Consider the following 25,077-nt stretch of genomic DNA (forward strand, 5'->3'; position numbering starts at 1 on the left):
CGGCGGCGCCCCGATGCCGCGTGTGCGCGAGGAGGCAGACCATGAAACGGACTCTGGAATGGAAGGTCGGTCTGTACCTGTCGGAGGAGGACGGAACGACGAAGGCGCGGGCGGTGCTGGACACCGGGGCCTCAACACTCACGGGGCAGGGGACCGCACGGTGCAGCGCAGAGGACGCGGACGTCCCCGAAATCGGTGACGAGCTCGCGGCCGGCCGCGCGCTCAAAGACCTCGCGGGTCATTTGATGCGGGTCGCGGACCGCGACATGGAGAGGGTGGGCGCCGCGCCGGAACCGCCCCTCGGTCCGCCGTACAGCTGGACAGTGGGGACGTAGGCCCGGCTCACACCTGATGCCCGCCGGTCGCCGTCCCGTCCTGGCCCGTGGGCTGCTCCTGGGGCAGGGCCAGGGCGCACGATTCCCCAGGCGCCACGGAGACGGTGCTGTCCGGCAGGGCGATGTCGATCGGTGACCGGTCGGAGTCGGGCACGGTGATCTGCAGTTGTCCCGCGCTCAGCCGGAGCCGTACGCCCCAGTGCCCCTGGTAGCGGATCGCGAAGCCGTACTCCGACAGCTCCGGCAGCGGCACGGGGTCGAGCCGCAGCGTGCCGCCCCGTGTCTCCAGGCCGGTCAGTCCTCGCTGTACGAGATCGAGGGTGCCGGCCATCGCGCCGAGGTGAATGCCCTCCCCCGTGGTGCCGCCCTGCAGATCGGCGATGTCCCCGGCCAGCGCCTCCTGGCAGAACGCCCATGCCTCGGCGCGCCGTACCCTCGCCAGCACCCAGCCGTGCACGAGGCTGCTGAGCGTCGAGCCGTGGCTGGTGCGGCGCAGATAGTGGTCCACGGTGCGCTGCCAGACGGTGTCGTCCAGCTCGTATCCGAGCCGGCTGAAGAGTCCCTGGAGTTCGGCCGGTGAGAAGAGGTAGCCGAGCATCAGCACGTCGGCCTGCTTGGACGCCTGATAGTTGTTGACCGTGTCCCCTTCTGCCTCCAGGATCCGGTCGAGGCGCCGGATGTCGCCGTAGCGGTCCCGGTAGGTGTCCCAGTCGAGTTCCGTGAGTTCGCCGTAGCCCTCGAACTGGCTGATCACCCCGGCGTGGAAGGGCACATGCAGCTTGCGGGAGACCTCCTCCCACGCGTCGAGTTCGCCGTCGGCGAGTCCGGTGCGTTCGACGAGATCCCTGCGGCGTGGCTCCGGGAGACAGCGCAGTACGTCGAGGGCGCGGGCGAGCACCCAGGCAGCGGTGACGTTGGTGTACGCGTTGTCGTCGAGGCCCGCCTCGCTCGCGCCGGGGTAGGCGTCGTGGTACTCGTCGGGGCCTACGACTCCGCGGATCCGGTAGCGGCCGAGGGTCCTGTCGTACGCCGCCGCGTCTGCCCAGAACCGGGCGATCTGCAGCAGCATTTCGGCGCCCTTGGTGTGCAGGAACTCCATGTCGTCGCTCGCCTCGCAGTACTGCCACACGTTGTAGGCGATCGCAGAGCCGACGTGGTACTGAAGCCGGGAGTGGTCGGGCAGCCACCGTCCCGAGAGCGGGTTGAGGTGCAGTTGCTGGGTCTCCTCGCGGCCGTTGCTGCCGCTCTGCCAGGGGTACATGGCCCCGGCTCGCCCGGCGTCCCGAGCGGCGAAGCAGGCCCGCTCCAGGCGCCGGTGGCGGTAGCTGAGCAGGGCCCGGGAGACCTCGGGGAAGTGCAGGTTCAGACAGGGCAGGACGAAGAGTTCGTCCCAGAAGACATGGCCGCGGTAGGCCTCGCCGTGCAGACCGCGGGCCGGAACTCCGACGTCGAGTTCGGCGGTGTGCGGGGAGAGCGTCTGCAGTACGTGGAAGAGGTGAAGCCGCAGGATCGGGCCCGCGCTGTTCGGCACGTCGAGTTCGGCGGCGCGCCACAGCTGGCGCCAGGCCGTGCTGTGCGAGGCCAGCAGGGCGTCGAAGCCCGGGGCGCGCTTCACCCGGTCGACGGCGGCGTGCAGCGGGTCGCTGATCGCCGGGTCCCGGGAGGTGTGCAGGGCGATCGTCTTGTCGACGGTGACGGTCCGGCCCGGGGTCAGTGGCAGGCGCAGGAGCTGGGCGACCCGCAGGTTCTCGTGGCGGGTGGTCGGCTCGGCCGAGGCCGGCACATGGGCAACGTCGCCCACGTCGACCACGTCGACCACGTCGGTCACTGTGCGGGCCGCCAGGCCGATCCTGATGTCGGAGGTACTGGTGCGGCAGCGCAGCCACATGGTGTCGGGGGCCGACGTCCCGGTATGGACGTGGGTGAGGTGACGGCCGGCCAGCTGCCGGTAGCGCTCGACTCCGCTGTTGGTGACCGTTCCGTCGAGCGCCGACTCGACCTCGATCTCCCCGGACCAGCCATCGGCGGTGAACTCGGTGCGCAGCAAGGCCAGATGGGGGGAGGCCATGTGCACAAGGCGAAGCTGCCGCACCGCGAGGCGCCGGCCGCTCTCGTCCTCGTAGCGCAGGGTGCGCTCCAGCGTGCCGGCGAGCAGGTCCAGCGTCTGGTGGTGGTCCAGGACCTTGTGGGTGTCCGGCGAGAGCCAGTTCCCGGAGTCGGTACGGAATCGCAGCGGCAGCCAGTTGGGTAGGTTGACCATGTCCTCGTTCTCGACCTGCCGTCCCGCCACGTCCGAGATCAGCCGGTTGTAGCAGCCCGCGGCGTACGTACCCGGGTAGTGCACGGGGTCGGCGACGCACTCGGGGGCCGCGCCGCGAGTCGCGAAGTAGCCGTTGCCGAGGGTGCACAGGGACTCACGCAGGCGCTCCTGTTCCGGGTCGTAGCCTTCGTACACCCAGGTCCAGTCGTGCATCGTCAGTCCTCCGGGGCGAGAAGTTCCGCGAGGTCGCGGACCACGCTGTCCGCGCCGTGTTTCAGCAGTTCAGCACGGGTCTCGTCAGTACGGTCCCGGTCCACGCCGATGACCGGGCCGAAGCCGCCGCGCGTTCACCTCCTTTCGCCGGCCCGCCGGTACGCGTATGCCGATGCGGGGACGGCCTTCAGCCCGTCCAGGTCCAGTCGGCGATCTCGGGCAGGTCGGTGCCGTGCGCGCGGATCCACGCGTGGTGGCGGGTGCGGGCGTCGGCCATGTGCTGGCGTACGGAGGCGGCACGCACTCCGAGGCCGGGAACGCGGTCGACGACGTCCATGACCAGCCGGAAGCGGTCCAGGTCGTTGCGTACGACCATGTCGAACGGGGTCGTGGTGGTACCCATTTCCTTGTAGCCGCGGACATGGAGATTGGCGTGGCCCGCGCGGCGGTAGGCGAGCCGGTGGATGAGCCAGGGGTAGCCGTGGTAGGCGAAGATCACCGGCTTGTCGCGGGTGAACAGTCCGTCGTACTCGAAGTCGACCATGCCGTGCGGGTGTTCCTCGCGCGGCATCAGCCGGGTCATGTCGACCACGTTGACGACCCGCACGGCGAGTCCGGGCAGGTGCCGGCGCAGCAGCTGGGCTGCGGCCAGCACCTCCTGGGTGGGGACGTCGCCCGCGCAGGCGAGCACCACGTCCGGTTCGTGCTCGCCGTGCGCCGTTCCGGCCCAGTCCCAGACGCCGACCCCGCGGGCGCAGTGGGCGCGGGCCTGGTCCATCGACAGCCAGTCGAAGCAGGGCTGCTTGCCGGCGACGATCACATTGACGTAGTCACGGCTGCGCAGAGCGTGGTCGGCCACGGAGAGCAGGGTGTTGGCGTCCGGCGGCAGGTAGACGCGTACGACCTCGGGGCTCTTGCTGAGTACGTGGTCGACGAAGCCGGGATCCTGGTGTGAGAAGCCGTTGTGGTCCTGCCGCCAGACATGCGAGGTCAGCAGGTAGTTGAGGGATGCGACCGGGGCCCGCCAGGTCAGTTCCCTGGATGTCTTCAGCCACTTGATGTGCTGGTTGACCATCGAGTCGACGATGTGGACGAAGGCTTCGTAGCAGGAGAACAGTCCGTGCCGGCCGGTGAGGAGATAGCCCTCCAGCCAGCCCTGGCAGAGGTGTTCGGAGAGGACCTCCATGACCCGGCCCTGCCGGGAGAGATGTTCGTCGGTCGCGATGGTCTGTGCCTGCCAGGCCTTGCCGGTGGCGCCGAAGACGGCGCCGAGCCGGTTGGAGTCGGTCTCGTCGGGCCCGACGAGACGGAAGTCCCGGCGCCCGGACGTGGCCTCCATGAGCTGTTCGATGAGACCGCCGAGGACCCGGGTGGGCTCGTGCAGGGTCGATCCCGGCTTGTCGACGGGCACGGCGAAGCGGTCGAGATCTGGGATCGGCAGGTCACGGACGAGCAGGCCGCCGTTGGCGTGCCGGGTGGCGCCGAGGCGCCGGGCGCCCTCGGGGACCCAGGCGAGGACGTCGGCGGTGGGGCGGCCCAGCGTGTCGAAGAGCTCGTCCGGCCGGTACGAGCGCAGCCATGCCTCCAACTGCCGCAGGTGCGCCAGGTTTTCCCGTACGCCGGGCAGCGGGACCTGGTGCGAGCGCCAGGTGCCTTCGACCGGCTCCCCGTCGACCTCGGCCGGTCCGGTCCAGCCCTTGGGCGTACGCAGGACGATGACGGGCCAGCGCGGCCGCTCTGTGACGTCCTCCTCGCGCGCGGTGCGCTGCAGGATGGCGATGTGCTCCAGGGCGCGGTCGAGGGCGGCGGCCATGGCACGGTGGACCTGGCGAGGGTCGTCGCCGGTGACGTGGATCGGATCGTGTCCGTATCCCCGCAGCAGCTCGTCGAGTTCAGCCTCGGGGATGCGGGACAGGACCGCCGGGTTGGCGATTTTGTAGCCGTTGAGATGGAGGATGGGCAGCACCGCCCCGTCATGCACGGGGTCGAGGAACTTGTTGGAGTGCCAGGAGGCGGCGAGCGGGCCGGTTTCGGCCTCGCCGTCGCCGATCACGCAGGCGACGAGCAGATCCGGGTTGTCGAGCGCGGCGCCGTACGCGTGCGCCAGTGAATAGCCGAGTTCGCCGCCCTCGTGGATCGAGCCGGGGGTCTGTGGAGCGACATGACTGGGCACCCCGCCGGGAAAGGAGAACTGCCTAAACAGCCTCTCCATGCCGGCCGCGTCCCGGCTGATGTTCGGGTAGGTCTCGCTGTAGCTGCCCTCGAGCCAGGAATTGGCCAGGACCGCCGGGCCGCCGTGTCCGGGGCCCCAGATGCACAGCGCGTCGATCCCGCGGTCCTTGATGACGCGGTTGAGATGGGTGTGGACGAGGTTGAGCCCCGGCGACGTGCCCCAGTGGCCGAGGAGCCGCGGCTTGATGTGCACGGGTTCCAGGGTCTCCCTCAGCAGCGGGTTTGCCATCAGATAGATCTGCCCGGCGGAAAGATAGTTCGCGGCACGCCAGTGAGCGTCCAGGGTGCGCACCTCCTCGTCGGTCAGTACGGTGCTGTCCTGGTGCTTGACCTTGGGCATGAGTGACTCCGTAACGTCATCGAGCGGGGGAGGCGGTATGGCCGGCAAGAAGGCGCGGCCCGATGCGCTGCCGCGTGCGCTGTACGAGCGGGAGCTCCTGCGGCTGCAGACGGAGCTCGTGAAGCTCCAGGAATGGGTGCGCGCGGAAGGCGCGCGACTCGTGGTGGTGTTCGAGGGGCGCGACGCAGCGGGCAAGGGCGGCACCATCAAGCGGGTCGCTGAGCATCTCAACCCCCGGGTCGCACGGATCGTGGCTCTGCCCAAGCCCACCGAGCGCGAGCGCACACAGTGGTACTTCCAGCGTTACATCGCACACCTGCCCGCCGCGGGCGAAATCGCACTGTTTGACCGAAGTTGGTACAATCGGGCGGGCGTCGAGCATGTGATGGGCTTCTGCACCAAGGAGGAGCACCAGCGGTTCCTCCACCAGTGCCCGATCTTCGAGCGGATGCTCGTGGAGGACGGGGTCCTGCTGCGCAAGTACTGGTTCTCGGTGAGCGACGACGTACAGGAGCAGCGGTTCCGGCGCCGCCTCGATGACCCCACACGGCGGTGGAAGCTCTCCTCGATGGACCTGGAGTCCATCACCCATTGGGAGGCGTACTCCCGGGCCAAGGACGAGATGCTGGTGCACACGGACATCGCGGAGGCGCCGTGGTTCGTCGTGGAGAGCGACAACAAGCGCAGGGCGCGTATCAACATGATCGCCCATCTGCTGGAGTCCGTCCCCTACCGCGACGTGCCCCCGCCGGCGCTCGAACTGCCGCCCCGGCCGCCACCCACGGGCTATGTGCGCCCGCCGCGTGATCTGCAGACGTACGTCCCCGACCATGCGGCCGGCCTGACCGGCTGAGCCGGCCGGGAGGGTCTCACCCCCGGTGCGACCCCGCTATATCTCGATTGCAATAACCAATACCTAGGGTTATGACACCTAACCCTAGGGAGATGATTACACTCGTGCCCAGTACAGACATACTGGTCAATGCTGATGGATCTTGTGGAGAATCCTGGCAGGCTCATAGGGGAGACCAGGGCGCTTCCGCACACCGAAGAGGAGAAGACCCTGGACGGCGACGAACGTCGGCGTGCCATTCTCACGGTCGCGCGACTCAACGGATCGGTGGACGTCACCGCCCTTGCAGTGGAGTTGGCGGTGTCCCTGGAGACCGTGCGCCGCGATCTGCGGGTGCTGGAGGACAGCGGCCTGGTCCGTCGTAAGCACGGAGGCGCCTATCCCGTCGAGAGCGCCGGATTCGAGACGACCCTCGCCTCCCGAACCACTCGGCACGTACCGCAGAAGGCCCGAATCGCCGCGGCAGCAGTCGAGTTGCTCGGCGAGGCCGAGACCGTCTTCATCGACGAGGGGTACACCCCACAGCTGATCGCGGAGGCACTGCCCGAGGACCGGCGGCTGACCGTCGTCACCGCGTCACTCACCACCGCGGGCGTGCTGGCCGGGCGGGACAACACACAGGTGATCATGCTGGGCGGTCGGGTGCGGGGCAACACGATGGCAACTGTGGACCACTGGGTGACCGACATGCTGGCCGGCCTGGTCATCGATCTGGCGTACGTCGGGGCCAACGGCATCTCCTGTGAGTACGGGCTGACCACCCCCGATCCGGCAGTCGGCCATGTCAAGGCACAGGCGATGAAGTCCGCCCGGCGCCGGATTTTCCCGGGGATCCACACCAAATTCGGCGCGGTGAGTTTCTGCCGGTTCGCCGAGGTGGCGGAGTTCGAGGCCATCGTCACCGATACCTCGCTCACCGCTGCGGAGGCACAGCGCTATGCGCTGCTGGGCCCCCACGTCCACCGGGTGTGAGCGCGTGAGCGGTCGCAGAGTGCCACGGCAACCGGGCACCGGACCGGGCGATCCGGGTCCTGGAGACGGGCCCTCAATTTCCCGTCGGCAGGCGGCAGTCGGCTGCCGTCAGAGTGTCTCGGTCAACGAATCCGCCAGTCGACGGCGGGCGGTCCGGGTCGCCGGCACGGCCGCGGCGGCGACAGCACCCAGCACCGCACCGACCACGACCGAAGCCAGCAGCAGCGCGGGCGGGACATGAGCGATGCCGGCGCCCATACCGCTGGAGCGGCCCTGGGTGTCCACCAGCCAGCTGCCCGACAGCACCCCAAGTCCCGTGCCGATCCCGGCGGCCAGCAGTGCCGTGAAGCCGGCGGCCGCCACGATCGCCGAGCTGATCTGGCGAGGTGTCAGTCCGATCGCCTTGAGCGCCAGCAGATCACGGCCGCGGTCGCGGACGCCGGTGCCGATGACGGTCAGCAGCTCGGTGAGCCCGATCAGGGCCAGCACTCCGATCAGGGCCGCGATCACGCCCCGCGCCGGTTCCAGCCGGTCCGCCGGGTTGGGTGTCTCCCTGATCTCCAGCGCGCCTCCGGCCGCCTCGGCGAGAGCGCTGCTCACCGCACGGGGTTCCGCGCCGGGCCGCAGGACGAGATGGTAGAAGTCCGGCCGCAGTGCCGGGTCGCGTTCTTCGAGTGTGTCGAGCGTCGTCGAGATGACCCGGCCGCCGGCTTCCGGTTCGATGCTGCGTCCGACGATGTGCAGGATCTGCGGCCGTCCCTCGACCGTCATCCGGACCCAGTCTCCGACCCGTACGTCCAGCAGATCGAGCAGCCCTTGGCCGGCGACCGCCTCGTCGGGGCCGTCGGCGAGGCGTCCCTCGACAACGGTGAAGGGGTAGGGAGCGCGGTCGGTGCCGAGCCCTCGCAGGGTGATGGTGCCGGTCTGCCCTGGCACCAGCGCCGCGACCTCCACGCCCGGGTGGACGGCGGCGACGTCCGGGGGCGCGGTCAGCGCGCGCTGGAGTTCCTGGCCGGTGAGGCTGCCGGGCTGTTCGGCCCGTACGGTCAGCGCCGCGGGCACTCCCATGTCCGCGGGGCGGCTGCGGAACATGTCCAGAGTGGACCAGGTGACGAGCGCCACCGTGATCATGAGGAGTGGCAGCGCAAGCCGGGCCACGGTGATCAGGGTGCGCGGCCGCCGTGGGAACGCCGCGCGCCACCCGAGTACCAGCGCGGGCGGCACCCGCATGCCGAGCGCCCGGCGGCCCAGCCCGGTCATCGGCGCGGCCGAGGGAAGTGCCGCCCGGGCGACCGGCACCGGCGGGACCCGGCCGGCTCGCCAGGCGGCGAGTGAGGTGGCGGTCGCGATCAGCAGCACCGCGCCGCTCGGGACGCCGATCATCAGGGCGGTGTGTCCGGGCAGGTCCTGCCACACCCCGGCCGCGTCCCCGATCGGGCCGGGTATCCGGGCACCCACGAGCGCGATCGCCGCCGTGCCCAGGGTGACCCCGAGCAGCGCGAAGGCGAGGTGCTGGACGAGGAAGCCGCGTACCACCTGGCCCGGTGTGAACCCGATCGCCTTGAGGATCGAGATGTCCCTCAGCTGTCCGCGGATGCGGGCGCTGATCGCCCCCGACGCGGCGAGCGCGGCGGCCAGCAGCGCCCCGAGACCGAACACGCCGAACAACTGCCCGAGCAGCCGTTCGTCGCCCCCGGCCTCGGCGCGCGCCTGCTGCCACTTGGTCACCTGGGCGACACGGTCGGCGCCGAGCAGCGTGACTGCCTGCTGAACGGTGAAGTCGGTGTCGTCCGGATCGTCCAGTCGCAGTCCCACGCTGTGGCTGGTGCTCTGCGGTGCGATGCGGTCGAGCGTGCCGGGCAGCACCCATCCGATACCGGGCTCGCCGCCCGGCCGGTAGCCGGGTTCCGCGGCTTCGGCGACACCGGCCACCCTGAGGGTGCGTGCGGTGCCGTCCGATCCCGTGACAGTCAGGGTGTCGCCCGGCTCCGCCCAGAGCACCCGCGCGAGGGAGCTCTCCAGTACGACGCCCTCTGCCCGCGTATCGAGCCAGGTCCCGTCGGTGACCAGTGGCCGGGCGATCTCCGGCGGCAGGGTGCCCGCCGCGCGCAGGGCCACGCTCGCCCGCACCCCCCGGGCTTCAAGGGTGGCCTGACCGGTGCGGTAGGGCCCGGAGACACCGGCGACACCGTCCAGTGCGGACAGCGCCCCCGTGTCCGCGGCGACCCGGGTGTGGAGCCAGACATGGGCGCCCTGCGACTGCGTGAAGATCCGCTGCCAGGGGTTGGCGGCATAGCTGAAAAGGGCCACGGCCAGCAGCAGCGAAGCGATGATGCCGGCGCTGGCCAGGACGACGAACACCGACTGTCCGCGGTGTGCCCGGAGATCGGCGTGCGCCCAGCGCAGAGTGGCCCGCACGTCACTCCTTCAGTTCGAGTACGCCGGAGACCCCGCGGCCGGTGGTGCGCTGCCCGGCGCCGAGTGCCGCGTCGTCGGCTATTCGCCCGTCGAAGAAGCTGATGACACGGTCCGCCGCACTGGCCATCCGTGCGTCATGGGTGACCAGCAGGATCGTCTGGCCGCGCTGGTGGAACCGGGAGAGCAGCCGGAGTACTTCCCTGGTTCCCTTGCTGTCCAGGCTGCCGGCCGGTTCGTCGGCGAGTAGCAGCGCGGGATGGTTCACCAGTGCCCTGGCCAGGGCTACGCGCTGCTGCTCGCCGCCGGAGAGTTCGCCCGGCATGGACCGTTCCCTGCCTTCGAGGCCGAGTTCGGCGAGCAGTTCGGCCCGGCTGTCCCGGGCCGCTTTGGGTGAGGCTCCCGCGAGCAGCGCGGGCAACTCGACGTTGTCGGCGACAGTGAGGTCGGAGACCAGGTTGAAGAACTGGAAGACGATGCCGATGCTGCGGCGGCGCAGCACCGCCCAGCGCGCCTCGCGATACGCGTCCACCTGACGGCCGCCGAGCCAGAGACTGCCGCTGTCGGGTCGCTGGAGTCCGCCGATGAGGTGCAGCAGCGTGGACTTGCCGGCGCCGGAGGGGCCGGTGACAGCGACGAATTCCCCGGGCTGAACGGTCAGATCCACCCCGCGTACGGCGTGGACGGGTGCGCCTTCGCCGTGGTGGGTCTTGGTCAGACCCTCCGCGCGCACGATCGGCACACTGTCCCCTTGACCAGGCGCGGCAGCACCCAGCGCGGCAGGAGCGGTGTCCTCGCTCATTCCAGCTCCTCCTGACAGCGTTCCAGCCAGTCGAGGTCGGCCTGCAGATGCAGCATCGCGCCCTCGATGAGCAGCTGGGAGACTCTGTTGTCCCGGTCCTCGGCCGCGGCCAGCTTCGACAGGTCACGCATGGTGTTCAGGTACTGCCGCCGCTGTTTGTTGATCAGCGTGATCGGGTCGGCAAGACCTGAGTGAGGTGCGAGGGCGACCTTCATGAAGAACTCGTCCCTGACCCGCGGCTCGTCCGTGGTCTCTTCGAACCAGGCGAGTACGGCCTCCCGCCCGGCGTCGGTGAGCCGGTACGTCCGCTTGTTGGGCCTGCCGGACTGCTCGACGTCCTCACCGGCGATCAGACCGGCCTTTTCCAGCCGCCCAAGAGTGACGTAGATCTGGCCGACGTTCGGCTGAGGGTACGCGGCGCCCAGGAGCTTCTCAAGGTCCTGCTTGAGCTCGTAACCGTGCGCCGGACCACCGGTGAGGAGTGCCAGGAGCGGCAGCCGCACGCGCTCCCTCCCTCTCGCTCCATAGTTTCCTGTTGACTCGAATGCGGGTGTGTTTCGCGCCACCCGCCTTCTCCGCCTGGACGTCTAGTATCGCCCATGCCTAACCGGTATACATAGGCCACATGGGACGGCGGCGCTGCCGGATCGGTGCACTGGGAGGAACCTATGCGGTGGATACACGCCGCGGGTAGGGGGCTCCTCGCTGCCGCCGTGATCCTCGCGGGTTACGCGGGCTTCGGCTCCGAGTCCGGAACCGCGGCCCCCAAGGGCCGCGGACCCATGACGTTGGTGACGGCGGGCGATCTCACCGAGTATCTCGGTCCGCTGCTGGACGACTGGAACCGCAGCCACGCGAAGGAACAGGTCACGCTCGTCGAGCTGCCCGACTCCGCGGACGAGACCCGGGCCCAGATGATCAGCGAGCTCCGGTCCGGCAGCGACCGGTTCGACGTACTGAACATCGATGTGGCCTGGACCTCCGAGTTCGCGGCGGCGGGATGGATCTCCCCCCTGCGGCGCGGTGGCTTCCCGCTGGACTCGTTCCTGGCGCCCGTGGTGGACACAGCCACCTTCGACGGCCGCCTCTACGCCGTCCCCTATGTCACCAACGCCGGGCTGCTGTACTACCGCAAGGACATTCTGGAGCGGGCGGGCGAACAGCCGCCGCGCACCTGGGCGGAGCTGGCCCGGCAGGCCCGGGATGTGGCCCCCAAGTACGGCATGGACGGCTACGCCGGCCAGTTCCTGCCGTACGAGGGACTGACGGTCAACGCCACGGAGGCGGTCCATTCGGCGGGCGGCTCGATCCTGCGGGACGACGGCGCCCGGGTCACTGTGGACTCGGCCGCGGCCCGGACCGGACTGGAGTTCCTCGCCGGCGGAGTACGGGACGGCTGGATCTCCCCGCAGGCCCGCGACTACAAGGAGGAGGAGTCCCGGCAGGCCTTCCAGGACGGCCGGCTGCTCTTCCTGCGGAACTGGCCCTACGTCTACTCGGTGGCCAACGCGCCGGGGTCGAAGGTGGCCGGCGCATTCGATGCGGTGCCGCTGCCCGGACCGTCCGGACCGGGCACGAGTGTGCTCGGCGGCTCCAATCTCGCGGTGAGCAGCCACTCCCGGCATCCGGAGTCGGCCGCCGACCTGATCGCCTATCTCACCAGCGAGCGGGTCCAGCGACAGGTACTCACCGAGGGCTCCCTGCCACCGGTTCGCGCCGCGCTGTACGAGGATCCCGCTCTGATCCGGGCCTACCCGTATCTGCCCACGCTGCGGCAGAGCGTCCTGGCGGCCGAGCCGCGCCCCAAGAGCCCCCGGTACGACCAGGTGAGCCTCGCGGTGCAGGCCGTCGTACAGGACGTCATGGCGCTGCGGCAGACGCCGCAGCAGGCCGTGGCACGGCTGTCCCGCGAGCTGGGATCGATCTCCCGCAAGGGCTGAATCTGCCCACCGTCTCCCCTCGGTTCATTATTTACTTGTTAAGTAGCAGCTCGCTCTGGCATACCGCCAAATATCCGGGCAAACCTGGGCCGTTTCTCGCAGCATCGTTGACACGCTGCCGTCACCCCTACTTAACATGCATGCATAACAGCGCACCCGCTCTGGGGCGCTCTCGCATCCTTCAGGAACGGGTCAACGCGAGATGCTCACAGCTCTTCCGGCCGTCCTCGGCCACCCCTCCCGCACGGCCACCTCCTGGTGGCGCGACGCGGTGATCTACCAGGTCTACGTGCGCAGCTTCCTCGACAGCACGGGGGACGGCATCGGCGACCTGGCCGGCGTACGGGCCGGACTGCCGTACCTCAGGAAGCTCGGTGTCGACGGCATCTGGCTCAGCCCGTTCTATCCGTCGCCGCAGCACGACCACGGTTACGACGTCGCCGACTACTGCGACGTCGACCCGGTCTACGGCGACCTGGCCGAGTTCGACCTGCTGATGGCCGACGCCCGCCGACTCGGCCTCAAGCTGCTGCTCGACATCGTCCCCAACCACTGCTCCAGCGAGCACCCGTGGTTCCGCGAAGCGCTCGCCGCCGACCCCGGCAGCGCCGCCCGCGCCCGTTTCCACTTCGCCGAAGGCCGCGGCCCGGACGGAGCGGAGCCCCCCAACAACTGGCGTGCGATGTTCGGCGGGCCCGCCTGGAGCCGGATCACAGAGTCCGACGGCACCCCGGGGCAGTGGTATCTGCACCTGTTCACCCCGCAGCAGCCCGACCTGAACTGGCGCAATCCTGAGGTCGGCGACAGTTTCGAGCAGGTGCTCCGATTCTGGCTGGACCGGGGCGTCGACGGCTTCCGTATCGACGTCGCCGCCGGCCTCTTCAAGCACCACGAGCTGCCCGACTCGGACGACCCCGGCGCCGACGAGCGTGCCCGTGACTCGGTGAACCCGCTGGCCTGGAACCAGCCGGAAGTCCACGAGGTGTGGCGCCGCTGGCGATCGGTGTGCGAGGAGTACACGGCCGGGGACGGCAACGAGCGGCTGCTGGTCGGCGAGGTCTCCGTAGCGACCGCGCGTGAACACGCCAAGTACGTACGGTCCGACGAGCTGCACCAGGCGTTCTTCTTCGACCTGCTCAGCGCTCCCTGGGACGCCGACGCCTTCCGGGCGACCATCACGGAGGCGATACGCGACATCGCCGGGACCGGCTCCACCGTCACCTGGGTGCTCAACAACCACGACCAGGTGCGCACGGTCACCCGCTACGCGGGCGAGCCCGGCGTGGAGGCCAGCGGGCTCGGTGCGGCACGTGCCCGCGCCGCCGCGCTGCTGATGCTGGCACTGCCCGGCGCCGCGTACGTCTACCAGGGCGAGGAGCTCGGCCTCCCCGAAGTCCTCGACCTTCCCGACGAGGTACTCACCGACCCGATCTTCCACCGCACCGGCAGCCGCGCGCGCATCCGGGACGGCTGCCGGGTGCCGCTGCCCTGGTCGGGCCACGCGTCACCGTTCGGCTTCAGCCAGGGTGCGGCCGGCGCGCGGCCCTGGCTGCCACAGCCCGAGTGGTTCGCCGAGCACGCCACCGACCGGGCACTGGCCGACACCCGCTCCTTCTGGCACCTCTACCGCGACGGACTTCAACTGCGGCGCAGTCTGCCGCAGTTGGGCGAGGGCAGCCTGCACTGGCTGGAGGCGCCCCCACAGGTACTGGCCATGACCCGCGGTGACGGACTGATCTGCGCGATCAACTTCGGAACCGAGCCCGTGCCGGCCCCGGTCGCGGGCACTCCGCTCCTCTCCAGCGGTCCCTGCCCGGACGGTGTGCTCCCCGGAGCGACCGCCGCGTGGTGGACGGGCGACTGCCCAACCCCCTGAACCACCCACCATTCCCACCCCTCGGAAGGACTGTCACCATGCGACGACACATGACGACCCGACGGACCACGGCGGCCGCATCGGCGGTACTCACCCTCGCCCTCGGCGCGACGGCCTGCGGCGGCTCGCCCGGCCCGGCGAGCGGCGGCCAGGAACTCACCGGCCAGACCGTGACCGTGGCCGGAGTCTGGACCGGCAGCGAGCAGAAGAACTTCCGCAAGGTGCTGGACGCCTTCACCAAGAAGACCGGCGCCAAGACCGTCTTCGTGCCGACCGGTGACAACGTCTCCACCTTCGTCGGCAGCAAGATCGAGGGCGGCAACGCGCCGGACGTGGCGATGGTGCCTCAGGTCGGCGTACTCCAGCAGTTCGCCAAGGAGGGCTGGCTCGAACCCCTGTCGCAGAAGGCCGAGACGACCGCCGGCGCGAACCTCGCCACGGTGTGGAAGAACTACGGCACCGTCGACAAGACCTACTACGGCCTCTACTTCAAGGCGGCCCACAAGTCGACCGTCTGGTACAGCCCGAGCGCGTTCGAGCAGGCCGGAGTGGCGGAGCCCAAGAGCTACACGGACATGCTCAAGGCGGGCCGCACGCTCGCCGACTCCGGACTGCCCGCCTTCGCCGTCGCCGGTGAGGACGGCTGGACCCTCACCGACTGGTTCGAGAACATCTACCTCTCCCAGGCCGGACCGGAGAAGTACGACCAGCTGGCCGCCCACACCCTGCCCTGGACCGACGCCAGCGTGGTCAAGGCACTCACCACCCTGGGCGAGGTGTTCAAGGACAAGCAGCTCGTGGCCGGAGGCTCGGCCGGCGCGCTGCGCACCGACTTCCCGGGCTCGATCGAGCAGGTCTTCGGTCCCGAGCCGAAGGCGGGCATGGTCTACGAGGGCGACTTCGTGGGCGGTATGGCCAAGGACGACTTCGGCAAGAAGCTGGGCGAGGACGCCAAGTTCTTCCCCTTCCCCGGTGTCGACAGCGGCAAGGCACCGGTGGTGAGCGGCGGTGACGCGGCCGTGGTGCTCAAGGACGGCAAGAACAAGAAGGCGGCCCAGCGGCTGCTGGAGTTCCTGGCCACCCCCGAGGCGGCGTCGGTGTGGGCCGGCGCGGGAGGCTTCCTCTCCCCCAACAAGGACGTGGACCTCGCCTCGTACGCCGATGACACCACCCGTTCCACGGCCAAGTCGCTGGTAGACGCCGGTGACTCGGTGCGCTTCGACATGTCCGACCAGGCCCCGGCCGCGTTCGGCGGAACCAAGGGCGCGGGCGAGTGGAAGCTCCTCCAGGACTTCCTGCGCGACCCCTCGGACCCGAAGGCCACCGCGGCCGAGCTCGAAGCCGCGGCCGCCAAGGCGTACAAGAACTGAGGCCGCGCACCATGGCTGTCACCACATCCGCCCCCGCCGCGAATCCGCGGCGGCGGGCGCAACGCAGGAGGCGGAACATCGCGGTGGTGTTCGTCCTGCCCGCCCTGCTGCTGCTCGGCGCGCTGGTCGTCTACCCCGTGCTGTTCTCCGCCGGACGAAGCCTCTTCGACGCGAGCGGCGACCGGTTCGTCGGCGGCGACAACTACGCCGAGATATTCAGCGATCCCGCGACGCTCAAGGCGATCCGCAACAGCACCATCTGGGTTGTCGTGGCTCCGGTTCTGCTGACCGGTCTCGGCCTGGTGCTCGCGGTGCTGACCGAGAAGGTGCGCTGGGCGACCGCCTTCAAGCTGGTGCTCTTCCTGCCCATGGCGGTGTCGTTCCTGGCCGCCGGCATCATCTTCCGGCTCGCGTACGAGGAGGACCCGAACCGGGGTGTGCTCAACGCCGTGGCCGTGGGCGTCCACGACACCTTCGACGACCGTTCGGCGTACCCCACCGCCAGAGCCCGTCAGGGCCAGGGACTGACCGGGGATCCGGGCGGTGCGTACCGGACGACCGACGGGGTCAGCCCCGGAAAGTCCGTCAGCCTCGGCTTCGTAGGAGTGGCACCGGACAAGATGCCGTCCGACGCCCGGCCCGCACTCGCCGCGTCCTCTGCCGCGCCCGCCGCGGACGAGGTGAAGGGCGTGGTCTACCTGGACTTCACTCCAGGCGGAGGCGGCAAGCCGGGCAAGGTGGACCCGGCCGAGAAGGGGCTGCCGGGGATGTCGGTCGAGGCGGTACGGGACGGAAAGGTGGCCGCGAAAGCCACCACCGCCGCGGACGGCTCGTTCATCTTCCCCGGCATGGAGGCCGGTTCGTACACCGTCCGGCTCCCGGCGGAGAACTTCGCAGCCCCCTACCAGGGCATTTCCTGGCTCGGCCCGGCTCTGGTCACCCCGGCGATCATCGGTGCCTATCTGTGGATCTGGACCGGCTTCTCGATGGTGCTGATCGGGGCGGGACTGGCCGCCATCCCCCGGGACGCCCTGGAGGCGGCCCGGATGGACGGCGCCAATGAGTGGCAGATCTTCCGGAAGATCACGGTGCCGCTGCTCGCTCCGGTGCTGACGGTGGTCTTCGTGACCCTGGTGATCAATGTGATGAAGGTCTTCGACCTCGTCTGGATCATTGCGCCGGGGCCGGTCCAGGAGGAGGCCAACGTCCTGGCGACCCGGATGTGGCTGGTGTCCTTCGGCGGCGGCAACAACCAGGGACTCGGCAGCGCCCTCAGCGTGCTGCTCCTGCTCCTGGTCGTGCCCGCAATGATCTTCAATGTCCGGCGCTTCCGAAGGAGCGGAGCATGAGCGGTCACAGCACCATCGAGCGCAATCCGTCCCAGCCGGTCGCCAAGGCCTCCGCCCACGTCCCTGTCCCCTCACACCGGCCGCGCCCGCGGCCCTTGGGCGTACTGACGAAGTGGCTCGGCAACGGACTGGTCCAGGCCGTCCTGCTCGTCGTCGCACTCATCTGGATCACCCCGCTGGCCGGGCTGTTCCTGTCCTCGATGCGCTCCGAACAGGACAACGCGGCCGAGGGCTGGTGGACGGCGCTGACCGAACCCGGGCAGCTGTCCCTGGACAACTACACCGCCCTGTTCCAGGACTCCGGTATCACGCAGGCCTTCTGGAACACCGTCCTGATCTCGGTGCCCACCACGGTGCTGGTCGTGGGCATCGCGGCGCTGGCCGGATACGCCTTCGCCTGGCTGGAGTTCCCCGGCCGCAATGCGGTCTTCCTGGTGGTCGTGGGTCTGCTCGTGGTACCCGTACAGATCGGGCTGCTGCCCGTGGCCAAACTGTTCGGCGCCGTCGGGCTGTTCGGCACGATCCCGGGCGTGATCCTCTTCCATGTCGCCTACGGGCTGCCGTTCGCGATTTTCCTGCTCCGCAACTACTTCGCCGAGATCCCGCGCGAAATGCTGGAGGCCGCCCGGATGGACGGCGGCGGGGAGTGGCGGATCTTCTCCCGGCTGATCCTGCCACTGGGCCGGCCGGCTCTGGCCAGCCTGGCCATCTTCCAGTTCCTCTGGGTATGGAACGACATGCTGGTCGCACTGCTCTTCGCCGACAGCGAGTCCCAGCCGCTCACCGTCGCCCTCCAGTCCGAGATGCGGCAGTTCGGCAGCAACATCGGCGTACTGGCACCGGGTGCCTTCCTCTCCCTGGTGGTGCCGCTGATCGTCTTCTTCGCCTTCCAACGGCACTTCGTCCAGGGGGTGATGGCGGGCTCGGTCAAATAGCCGGCGCATCGTCGCGGCCGAGGCCGCAGCCACGACCGGCACATGCCGACGTCAAGCACGTGATCGCCCGGACCGTTGTACGGTCCGGGCCTTCATCGTGGCGGGTGCGAGCTGCTGCGGGCGCGAGATTCAGCTCCCTCGCCCAGAATGGGAGTGTGGCCCCCGAACCGGCAGTCGCGGCGAGCCCGCCGCATGTCGCCGCGCATGTCGCCGCCCGGGCGAATTCACGATCCGAACACGGTCCCATCACCTGGATGACGACCTGGCGCCGCCCTTTGGCCGGATGCTCCCTGACGGACCATCGGCATGTCCCCGACATTAAGGAAGCGCCAGTGAGACTGCACCGCTCCGCACGACCGGCGGCAGCCGCCGCTCTCGGCGCCGCGCTTGTCGCCCTCCTCGCCCCGACCCCCGCGCAGGCCGGTCACTCCGCTCTGCCCACGATCACCCCCACGGCGGAGACCCCGGCCCTCTACGACGACGAAGCGGGCGGCAACGCCAATGCCGACGACCCCGCGATCTGGCGCAACGCCGCAGAGCCGGCCCGCAGTCTGGTCGTCGCCACGGCGAAGGAGGGCGGCCTGCGGGTCTACGACCTCGATGCCAGGCAGGTGCAGTCGATTCCCGCGCCCGCGCCGCCCGGTGCGGGGGACGCGCCGGGCCGGTTCAACAACGTCGACCTCGTCTCCGGACTGCGGACGCCGGCCGGCCGCGCAGACGTCGCGGTGGTGAGCGACCGCGGCAGTGACCGGCTGCGCATCTACCGCATCGACCCGTCGCGGCCGGGACGCCCGCTGACCGACGTCACGGATCCGGCGGCCGCGCCGGTGTTCTCCACGAGCCAGTCCGAGATCAACGAGCAGCGCACCGCCTATGGCCTGGCAACCTGGACGGACAAGGGCACCGGGCGAACGTACGCACTCGTCAGCCGGCGCAACAGCACGACAGTCGCGCTCCTGGAGCTGAAGCCGACGGCGGCGGGCACAGTCGGCTACCGCAAGATCCGCACGCTCGAACTTCCGTCGTCCTTCCGCCTTCCCAATAGCACGAGTTGGAGCCCGTGCGCCGAGCCCGGCGAACTGCCCCAGGTCGAGGGCATGGTCGTGGACCCGGCCAACGGGATGCTCTACGCCGGCCAGGAGGACATCGGCATCTGGCGGATGCGTGCCGACCTCACCGGCAAGCCCGTACTGGCCGACAAGGTCAGGGAGTACGGCGTCCCCGGCGTCTACGACGAAGAGACCGAGGAGTGCACCCTGGGCGCCGATCCCGGGTACGGCGGCAAGCGACTGGCAGCCGACGTCGAGGGCCTGACGCTGTTCCAGGAGCCCGACGGCGACGGCTATCTCATCGCCTCCAGCCAGGGTGACGACACGTTCGCGCTGTACGACCGGGAGATCTCCGAGCACAACGAGTACGAGGGCGGCTTCCGGATCGGCGCCGCCTCGGGCACGATCGACGGCAGCGAGGAGTGCGACGGCGCGGCTGTGCTCAACCAGCCGCTGGGCGCGCGCTATCCGCGCGGTCTTCTGGTGGTCCAGGACGGGCATGAGACGCCCGCGGTGCCGAACGGTGAGGGCGGCGACAGGGAGGCCACCGGCTTCAAGTTCGTCGACCTCGGCGCGGTGGTCGACGCCGCCGACATGTGACGCACAGGACTTGAGGTGATGGCCCGCGGCAGCACGGGGATGCCCGCTGCTGCGGGCCGGAGCCTCTACGGTGCGGCCATGGGCCCGCCGCCTCTATGCGCCGTTGTCCGCGAGGGCGGCGAGGTAGCGCTCGGCGTCCAGAGCCGCGGCGCAGCCCGAGCCGGCGGCGGTGATGGCCTGGCGGTAGGTGTGGTCCACGACGTCGCCCGCCGCGAAGACGCCGGGGATGTTCGTACGGGTGGAGGGCGAGGCGACCTTGAGGTGGCCGTCCTGTTCCAACTCCAGCTGGCCCTTGACCAGTTCGGTGCGCGGGTCGTAGCCGATGGCCACGAACAGGCCGGTGGCCGCGAGTTCGGACGTCTCGCCGGTCGTGGTGCTGCGCAGGGTGAGGCCGGCCAGCCTGCCGTCCTTCTCGTGGATCCCGGTGACTTCGCTGTTCCAGGCGAACGAGATCTTCGGGTCGGCGAAGGCGCGCTCCTGCATGGCCTTGGAGGCACGCAGCGTGTCGCGGCGGTGGACGACGGTGACGGAGCGCGCGAAACGGGAGAGGAAGGTCGCCTCCTCCATCGCTGTGTCGCCGCCGCCGACGACCACGATGTCGTGCTCGCGGAAGAAGTATCCGTCGCAGGTCGCGCAGTACGAGACACCGCGGCCCGAGAGGGCGTCCTCGCCCGCCAGGTTCAGCTTGCGGTGCTGCGAGCCGGTCGCGACGATCACGCTCTTGGCCCGGTGCACTGTGCCCGCGGTGTCCGTGACGAACTTGATCTCGCCGGTGAGGTCGACGGTGACGATGTCGTCGCGGATCAGTTCGGCGCCGAAGCGCCCGGCCTGGGCGCGCATGTTGTCCATGAGATCCGGGCCCATGATGCCGTCGCGGAAACCGGGGAAGTTCTCCACCTCGGTCGTCAGGGCCAGCGCACCGCCCGCGGTCACCGAGCCCTCGAACACCAGCGGCGTGAGGGAGGCGCGAGCGGTGTAGAGGGCGGCGGTGTAGCCGGCCGGGCCGGAGCCGACGACGATGACGTTGCGGATCTCGCTCTCGGTCGTCACTTCGCGGTCTCCGGCGCTGCCTCGGCGATCAGGCCCTCGACCAGGGTCCTGATCTCGTCCCGGATGGGCCGTACGGCCTCGACGCCCTGGCCCGCCGGGTCTTCCAGAGCCCAGTCGAGGTACTTCTTGCCGGGGAAGACCGGGCAGGCGTCCCCGCAGCCCATGGTGATGACGTAGTCGGACGCCTGAACGGCCTCGGCCGTCAGCACCTTCGGCCGCCGGCCCGAGATGTCGATGCCGACCTCCTTCATCGCCTCGACCGCCGCCGGGTTGACCTGGTCGGCGGGCAGCGAACCGGCGGAGCGGACCTCGATCCGGTCGCCCGCGAGGTGGGTGAGGAATCCGGCGGCCATCTGCGAGCGCCCGGCGTTGTGGACGCAGACGAAGAGCACGGAGGCGATCGGGCTGGAGGACATCGGTTCTTCCTTTGCGGAGTGTGCGGAGCGGTTCAACGCGGGTGTGCGCCCTTCCACTCAGTCCGGACTGGTATCAGCTCCAGATGATGCGAGAATATCAGCCCATGGTGACGTCAGTCGACACTGACCCGATGGGACTCGATCCGGGCTGACCTCGATCGTCGCCGAGCCCGGCACGCTCGACCGGTCACGCACTTCGAGCCCCGGCAAGCGCGGCGAGTACTTCGGCGGCACACTGCTGGCATGGCTGCGAGTCAATCGCTTGATGTGCTGGTGGTGGGCGCCGGGCCGACCGGGCTGGCGCTCGCGGCGCAGTTGCATGCGTACGGGATGCGGTTCCGGATCATCGACCGGAACCTCGACCGGGCCCGGGAATCACGAGCGCTGGCCATCCAGCCCCGGACCCTGGAAGCCCTCTCGCCGTTCGGGGTGACGGACGAGTTGCTCGCGCGCGGGAACCCGGCCGTGCAGCTGCGGCTGCATCTTCCGGGTCGTACCGTGCGGGTGCCGCTGTTCGACATCGGCGTCGCCGACACCAAGTACCCCTACCTGCTGTTCCTCTCCCAGGCCGAGACGGAGAGCGTGCTCAGCGGCCATGTCGCCGCAGCGGGTACGACGGTCGAGCGGGGCACCGAGCTGCTCGAACTGGATCTGACGGCCGAAGATGCTTACGCGGCCTGCCGGTTGAGGCATCTGGACGGGAGCGAGGAGGAGGTGACCGCCCGCTATGTCGTCGGCTGCGACGGGGCGCGCAGCACGGTCCGCGAGCAGGCCGGTATCGGCTTCGAGGGCTACGCGTACCCGCAGACCTTCGTGCTCGCGGACCTGGAGGTGGACGGTCTGGAGAAGGGCGCTGCGCACGGGTACCTCACCGAGGCGGGGGTTGTGTTGTTCTTCCCGCTGGTCTCACCGGCGAGCTGGCGGATGCTCGCGATGCGGCCGCCGGGAGACGCTGGCGCAGAAAGCCCCTTGGATCTCGGGCAGTTGGAGGCGATTGTGGAGCGCTACGTCAGCGACCCGCTGCACCTGCGAGACCCCGTATGGATGACCAACTTCAAGCTCTACAACCGCGGCGCCAAGAACTACCGCGCCGGACGCGCCTTCCTCGCCGGCGATGCCGCCCACATCCACAGCCCCGCCGGGGCCCAGGGCATGAACACGGGCATCCAGGATTCCCTCAATCTCGGCTGGAAGCTCGCACTTGTCTGCCGTGGCGCCGCACCGGACGCACTGTTGGACACGTACGAGAGCGAACGCGCCCCGGTCGGCCGGAAGGTGCTGCGCTTCACCGACCGCGCGTTCACCATCGCCACCGGCCGCAAGCCACTGCTGAAGCTCGCCCGAGCCCGCATAGCACCCCGGCTGGCACCGCTGGCCCTGCGCCTTCCCTTCCTGCGCGCCGCGGCCTTCCGTACGGTCTCCCAGCTGGCCATCCACTACCGGCGCAGCCCCGCCACCACCGAGGGCCCGCATGCGCCCAGGCGCGGCCCACGGGCAGGTGACCGGCTCCCCGACGCCACCGGCGACCTGCACGCGATGACGGCCGCTCCCGGATACCACCTGCTGCTGTGCGGGCGCCGCGAGGTGTGGGACACCGACCGGATCGCGGCTGCCACCGGCGGTCGCGACCGGCTGCTCCATGTCCACACGCTCGGCCCGAACGGGCCTTGGCGGGGCATCATCCACTGTCTGGTCCGACCGGACGGCTACATCGGATACCGCGCAGGTGGCACGGACCTGACCGGCCTTCTCGGATACCTCGACCGGTGGCTGCCGAGGTAGCGATCAGGCGGCGAACGGCAACCGCTTCATCGGATCCCGCACTCGGCGAACTCGCAGCGGTGACGCACGGTGACGCCCGTCCGCCGAGCGAGGATCGCGGCGGCGTCGGCGTAGCTCAGTGCCTTGGGGCCGGTCAGGATGTGGTCGGTAGCGGCACAGAAGGGCGGGGGTGGGTCCCAGCCGTGCAGAGGCATCTGGGATGCTGGCGCCGTGTCGCTCACGCCACTCGCCCCGGATCCGATAACGGCCGACCCGCCCAGCACCACCGAGAACCCACTGCTCACCCAGTCGTGGCTTGACTTGGCCTTCCTGCACTGGGCCGTCGACCCCGCCGACGTGGCACCCCTCCTGCCTGCCGGCACCGTCCCCGACACCCTGGACGGGGTCACCTACGTCGGCCTCGTAGCCTTCCGCATGCACCGTGTCGGCTGGTTCCGGCTCCCCGGCGTCCCCTATCTGGGAACGTTCCCGGAGACCAACGTCCGCCTCTATTCGGTGGACGCCCACGGACGACGGGGCGTCGTCTTCCGCTCGCTCGACGCCTCCCGCCTCATACCGGTGGCGGTTGCACGAGCGGCGTTCCGGCTGCCGTACCTGTGGTCGCGGATGACGATCCGCCAGAGCGACGACACCATCACCTACACAAGCACCAGGCGCTGGCCGGGGCCGCGCGGCGCGCGCAGCCGGATCACCATACGCGTCGGGGAAAGCGTCCAGGATCCCACCGACCTCGAGCACTTTCTGACCGCCCGCTGGGGAATGCACAACACCTTCCTCGGACGGCAGATGTACCTGCCGAACACCCACCCACGCTGGCCCCTGCACCGAGCGGACCTGGTCGAGTGCGACGAGGACCTCATCACGGCCGCGGGACTCCCGAGGCCGGTCGGCGACCCGGTGAGCGTGCTGTACTCGCCCGGCGTCCCCGTACGCTTCGGACGCCCGGCCCGCCCCGGCGGCATCCCAACCCCCTGACGACGACGGCCAGGCCGGGCGAGGCACAGAGATCTCGTTCGCTTTCATGGCGAGGCGTACCTAGCATGCGCAGTCATGACCAGCCCCACCGAGCGCATCCACCCGTTCCGCGTCGACATTCCCCAAGGCGACCTGGACGATCTGCGCGAGCGCCTCGCTCGAACCCGATGGCCTGACGAACTGCCCGGAGTGGGCTGGGCCTACGGCATCCCGCGTGACTACCTCAAGGAGCTCGCGCGGTACTGGCGGCACGAGTACGACTGGCGCGCCGCGGAAACCAGGCTGAACGACTGGCCGCAGTTCACCACCACCATCGATGGGGCGCACCTGCATTTCGCCCACATCCGGTCTCCCGAACCGGACGCGACCCCGCTGATCATGACGCACGGCTGGCCCGGCTCGATCGTCGAATTCGCCGCCGTCGCCGGCCCGCTGTCCGACCCACGAGCCCACGGCGGCGATCCGGCCGACGCGTTCCACCTGGTGCTGCCGAGCATCCCGGGTTTCGGGCTGTCCGGGCCGACGCGGGAGACCGGCTGGGAGTACCGCCGAGTGGCCGCCGCATTCGCGGAGCTGATGCGGCGTCTGGGCTACCGGCGGTACGGCACTCAGGGCGGCGACTGGGGCTCGGCCGTCTCCCGCGAGCTCGGCCGCACCTGCCCCGACCAGGTCATCGGCGTGCACCTGAACCTGCTGCCGGGCTCTGCCGCGGCTGAGGAGCCGAGCGCCGCCGAGCTGGCCGGCCTCAGCCCGGCGGAGCGCGAGCGCACACTGGCCTCGTGGGAACGGAGCCGACGGTGGCGCCGCGACAGCCAGGGTTACGCCGACATCCAGGCCACCCGGCCACAGACGCTGGCGTACGGGCTGACCGACTCACCGGTCGGCCAACTGGCGTGGATCGCCGAGAAGTTCAAGGAGTGGACCGATGCGCCGGACCGCCCCGAGGACGCCGTCGACCGCGACCTACTGCTCACCAACGTGATGCTGTACTGGCTGACCGGGACCGCCGGCTCGTCCGCCCGCATCTACTACGAAAGGGCGCACGCCGACTATTGGGGCGCGCCGCCCGAGCCGTCGACCGCGCCGACCGCCTTGGCCGTCTTTCCGCACGAGAACTTCATTCCGCTGCGGCACATCGCGGAGCGGACGAACACGATCGTGCGCTGGACGGAGTTCGACCGGGGTGGGCATTTCCCGGCGATGGAAGAACCGGACCTGCTGGTCGCCGACGTACGGGGGTTCTTCCGGGCGCTTCGCGCAACAGTCGACGGCTGACGGGGGGCGCGCGCCTGCCGGCACCGATCCGGCCGGCC

General features: G+C 69.9%; 20 protein-coding genes. 12 read left to right on the forward strand and 8 right to left on the reverse strand.

Features of this window, described 5'->3' with window-relative positions; translation table 11 throughout:
• Positions 1-41: 41 nt before the first annotated feature.
• Positions 42-335: a DUF1876 domain-containing protein gene (locus ACFYWY_RS26565; RefSeq protein ID WP_389190531.1), complete on the forward strand. Its 294-nt coding sequence runs from the start codon at positions 42-44 to the stop codon at positions 333-335.
• 7 nt (positions 336-342) lie between these two features.
• Here the strand turns inward: ACFYWY_RS26565 and ACFYWY_RS26570 are convergent, their stop codons facing one another.
• Both ACFYWY_RS26570 and ACFYWY_RS26575 read right to left on the reverse strand, forming a co-directional pair.
• Positions 343-2,808 carry a glycoside hydrolase family 65 protein gene (locus ACFYWY_RS26570; protein WP_389190532.1) on the reverse strand — a complete coding sequence of 822 codons (2,466 nt, stop codon included), beginning with the start codon at positions 2,806-2,808 and terminating at the stop codon, positions 343-345.
• A gap of 187 nt (positions 2,809-2,995) precedes the next feature.
• A complete protein-coding gene (locus ACFYWY_RS26575) occupies positions 2,996-5,380 on the reverse strand; it encodes a phosphoketolase (protein ID WP_389190533.1) in 2,385 nt (794 codons plus the stop codon).
• A gap of 37 nt (positions 5,381-5,417) precedes the next feature.
• Between ACFYWY_RS26575 and ppk2 the strand changes: the two genes are divergently transcribed.
• Complete coding sequence (gene ppk2, locus ACFYWY_RS26580; protein ID WP_389190534.1) at positions 5,418-6,233, forward strand: polyphosphate kinase 2; 816 nt, start codon at positions 5,418-5,420, stop codon at positions 6,231-6,233.
• Between the two features lie 210 nt (positions 6,234-6,443).
• A complete protein-coding gene (locus ACFYWY_RS26585; protein ID WP_389190559.1) occupies positions 6,444-7,205 on the forward strand; it encodes a DeoR/GlpR family DNA-binding transcription regulator in 762 nt (253 codons plus the stop codon).
• 108 nt (positions 7,206-7,313) lie between these two features.
• On the opposite strand, the gene ACFYWY_RS26590 is transcribed toward ACFYWY_RS26585, so the two are convergent.
• From ACFYWY_RS26590 to ACFYWY_RS26600, 3 genes are read right to left on the reverse strand one after another with little or no spacing between them, the layout of a single operon-like run.
• Positions 7,314-9,623, reverse strand: coding sequence for an FtsX-like permease family protein (locus tag ACFYWY_RS26590; protein ID WP_389190535.1), 2,310 nt, complete (start codon positions 9,621-9,623; stop codon positions 7,314-7,316).
• Position 9,624: 1 nt separating this feature from the next.
• Positions 9,625-10,422: an ABC transporter ATP-binding protein gene (locus ACFYWY_RS26595; RefSeq protein ID WP_389190536.1), complete on the reverse strand. Its 798-nt coding sequence runs from the start codon at positions 10,420-10,422 to the stop codon at positions 9,625-9,627.
• Positions 10,419-10,925 (reverse strand): PadR family transcriptional regulator, encoded by a 507-nt coding sequence (locus ACFYWY_RS26600; RefSeq protein WP_389190537.1) that lies wholly within the window; start codon positions 10,923-10,925, stop codon positions 10,419-10,421. Before ACFYWY_RS26600 ends, ACFYWY_RS26595 begins: the two co-directional genes overlap by 4 nt.
• A gap of 165 nt (positions 10,926-11,090) precedes the next feature.
• Between ACFYWY_RS26600 and ACFYWY_RS26605 the strand changes: the two genes are divergently transcribed.
• The 6 genes from ACFYWY_RS26605 to ACFYWY_RS26630 all read left to right on the forward strand — a co-directional run bounded on the left by ACFYWY_RS26605 (position 11,091) and on the right by ACFYWY_RS26630 (position 19,541).
• The gene (locus ACFYWY_RS26605) at positions 11,091-12,362 is read left to right on the forward strand and encodes an ABC transporter substrate-binding protein (protein WP_389190538.1); all 1,272 of its coding nucleotides are present in this window, start codon (positions 11,091-11,093) and stop codon (positions 12,360-12,362) included.
• Positions 12,363-12,564: 202 nt separating this feature from the next.
• Positions 12,565-14,238 (forward strand): glycoside hydrolase family 13 protein, encoded by a 1,674-nt coding sequence (locus ACFYWY_RS26610; protein ID WP_389190539.1) that lies wholly within the window; start codon positions 12,565-12,567, stop codon positions 14,236-14,238.
• A gap of 50 nt (positions 14,239-14,288) precedes the next feature.
• Positions 14,289-15,608 carry an ABC transporter substrate-binding protein gene (locus tag ACFYWY_RS26615; protein WP_389190540.1) on the forward strand — a complete coding sequence of 440 codons (1,320 nt, stop codon included), beginning with the start codon at positions 14,289-14,291 and terminating at the stop codon, positions 15,606-15,608.
• Between the two features lie 11 nt (positions 15,609-15,619).
• The gene (locus ACFYWY_RS26620; RefSeq protein ID WP_389190541.1) at positions 15,620-16,957 is read left to right on the forward strand and encodes a carbohydrate ABC transporter permease; all 1,338 of its coding nucleotides are present in this window, start codon (positions 15,620-15,622) and stop codon (positions 16,955-16,957) included.
• On the forward strand, positions 16,954-17,892 hold the full coding sequence (locus ACFYWY_RS26625; protein ID WP_389190542.1) for a carbohydrate ABC transporter permease: 939 nt from the start codon (positions 16,954-16,956) through the stop codon (positions 17,890-17,892). The genes ACFYWY_RS26620 and ACFYWY_RS26625 overlap by 4 nt, the downstream gene beginning before the upstream one ends.
• A 332-nt stretch (positions 17,893-18,224) precedes the next feature.
• Positions 18,225-19,541 (forward strand): phytase, encoded by a 1,317-nt coding sequence (locus tag ACFYWY_RS26630; protein ID WP_389190543.1) that lies wholly within the window; start codon positions 18,225-18,227, stop codon positions 19,539-19,541.
• Positions 19,542-19,634: 93 nt separating this feature from the next.
• Here ACFYWY_RS26630 and trxB read toward each other — a convergent pair whose 3' ends face one another.
• Entirely contained in the window at positions 19,635-20,591 is a 957-nt protein-coding gene (gene trxB / locus ACFYWY_RS26635) for a thioredoxin-disulfide reductase (protein ID WP_389190544.1), read from the reverse strand.
• The gene (locus ACFYWY_RS26640) at positions 20,588-21,007 is read right to left on the reverse strand and encodes an arsenate reductase ArsC (protein ID WP_389190545.1); all 420 of its coding nucleotides are present in this window, start codon (positions 21,005-21,007) and stop codon (positions 20,588-20,590) included. The genes trxB and ACFYWY_RS26640 overlap by 4 nt, the downstream gene beginning before the upstream one ends.
• Positions 21,008-21,250: 243 nt before the next feature.
• Here ACFYWY_RS26640 and ACFYWY_RS26645 point away from each other — a divergent pair, with 243 nt between their 5' ends.
• Positions 21,251-22,789 (forward strand): FAD-dependent monooxygenase, encoded by a 1,539-nt coding sequence (locus ACFYWY_RS26645; RefSeq protein WP_389190546.1) that lies wholly within the window; start codon positions 21,251-21,253, stop codon positions 22,787-22,789.
• 26 nt (positions 22,790-22,815) lie between these two features.
• Here the strand turns inward: ACFYWY_RS26645 and ACFYWY_RS26650 are convergent, their stop codons facing one another.
• Positions 22,816-22,983, reverse strand: coding sequence for a hypothetical protein (locus tag ACFYWY_RS26650; RefSeq protein ID WP_389190547.1), 168 nt, complete (start codon positions 22,981-22,983; stop codon positions 22,816-22,818).
• Positions 22,984-22,999: 16 nt separating this feature from the next.
• Between ACFYWY_RS26650 and ACFYWY_RS26655 the strand changes: the two genes are divergently transcribed.
• Both ACFYWY_RS26655 and ACFYWY_RS26660 read left to right on the forward strand, forming a co-directional pair.
• Positions 23,000-23,764: a YqjF family protein gene (locus tag ACFYWY_RS26655; protein ID WP_389190548.1), complete on the forward strand. Its 765-nt coding sequence runs from the start codon at positions 23,000-23,002 to the stop codon at positions 23,762-23,764.
• A gap of 75 nt (positions 23,765-23,839) precedes the next feature.
• Positions 23,840-25,039: an epoxide hydrolase family protein gene (locus tag ACFYWY_RS26660; protein WP_389190549.1), complete on the forward strand. Its 1,200-nt coding sequence runs from the start codon at positions 23,840-23,842 to the stop codon at positions 25,037-25,039.
• Positions 25,040-25,077: the final 38 nt, after the last annotated feature.

The organism is Streptomyces sp. NPDC002870 (assembly GCF_042888505.1).
In the GTDB taxonomy this organism is placed as follows: Bacteria; Actinomycetota; Actinomycetes; order Streptomycetales; family Streptomycetaceae; genus Streptomyces.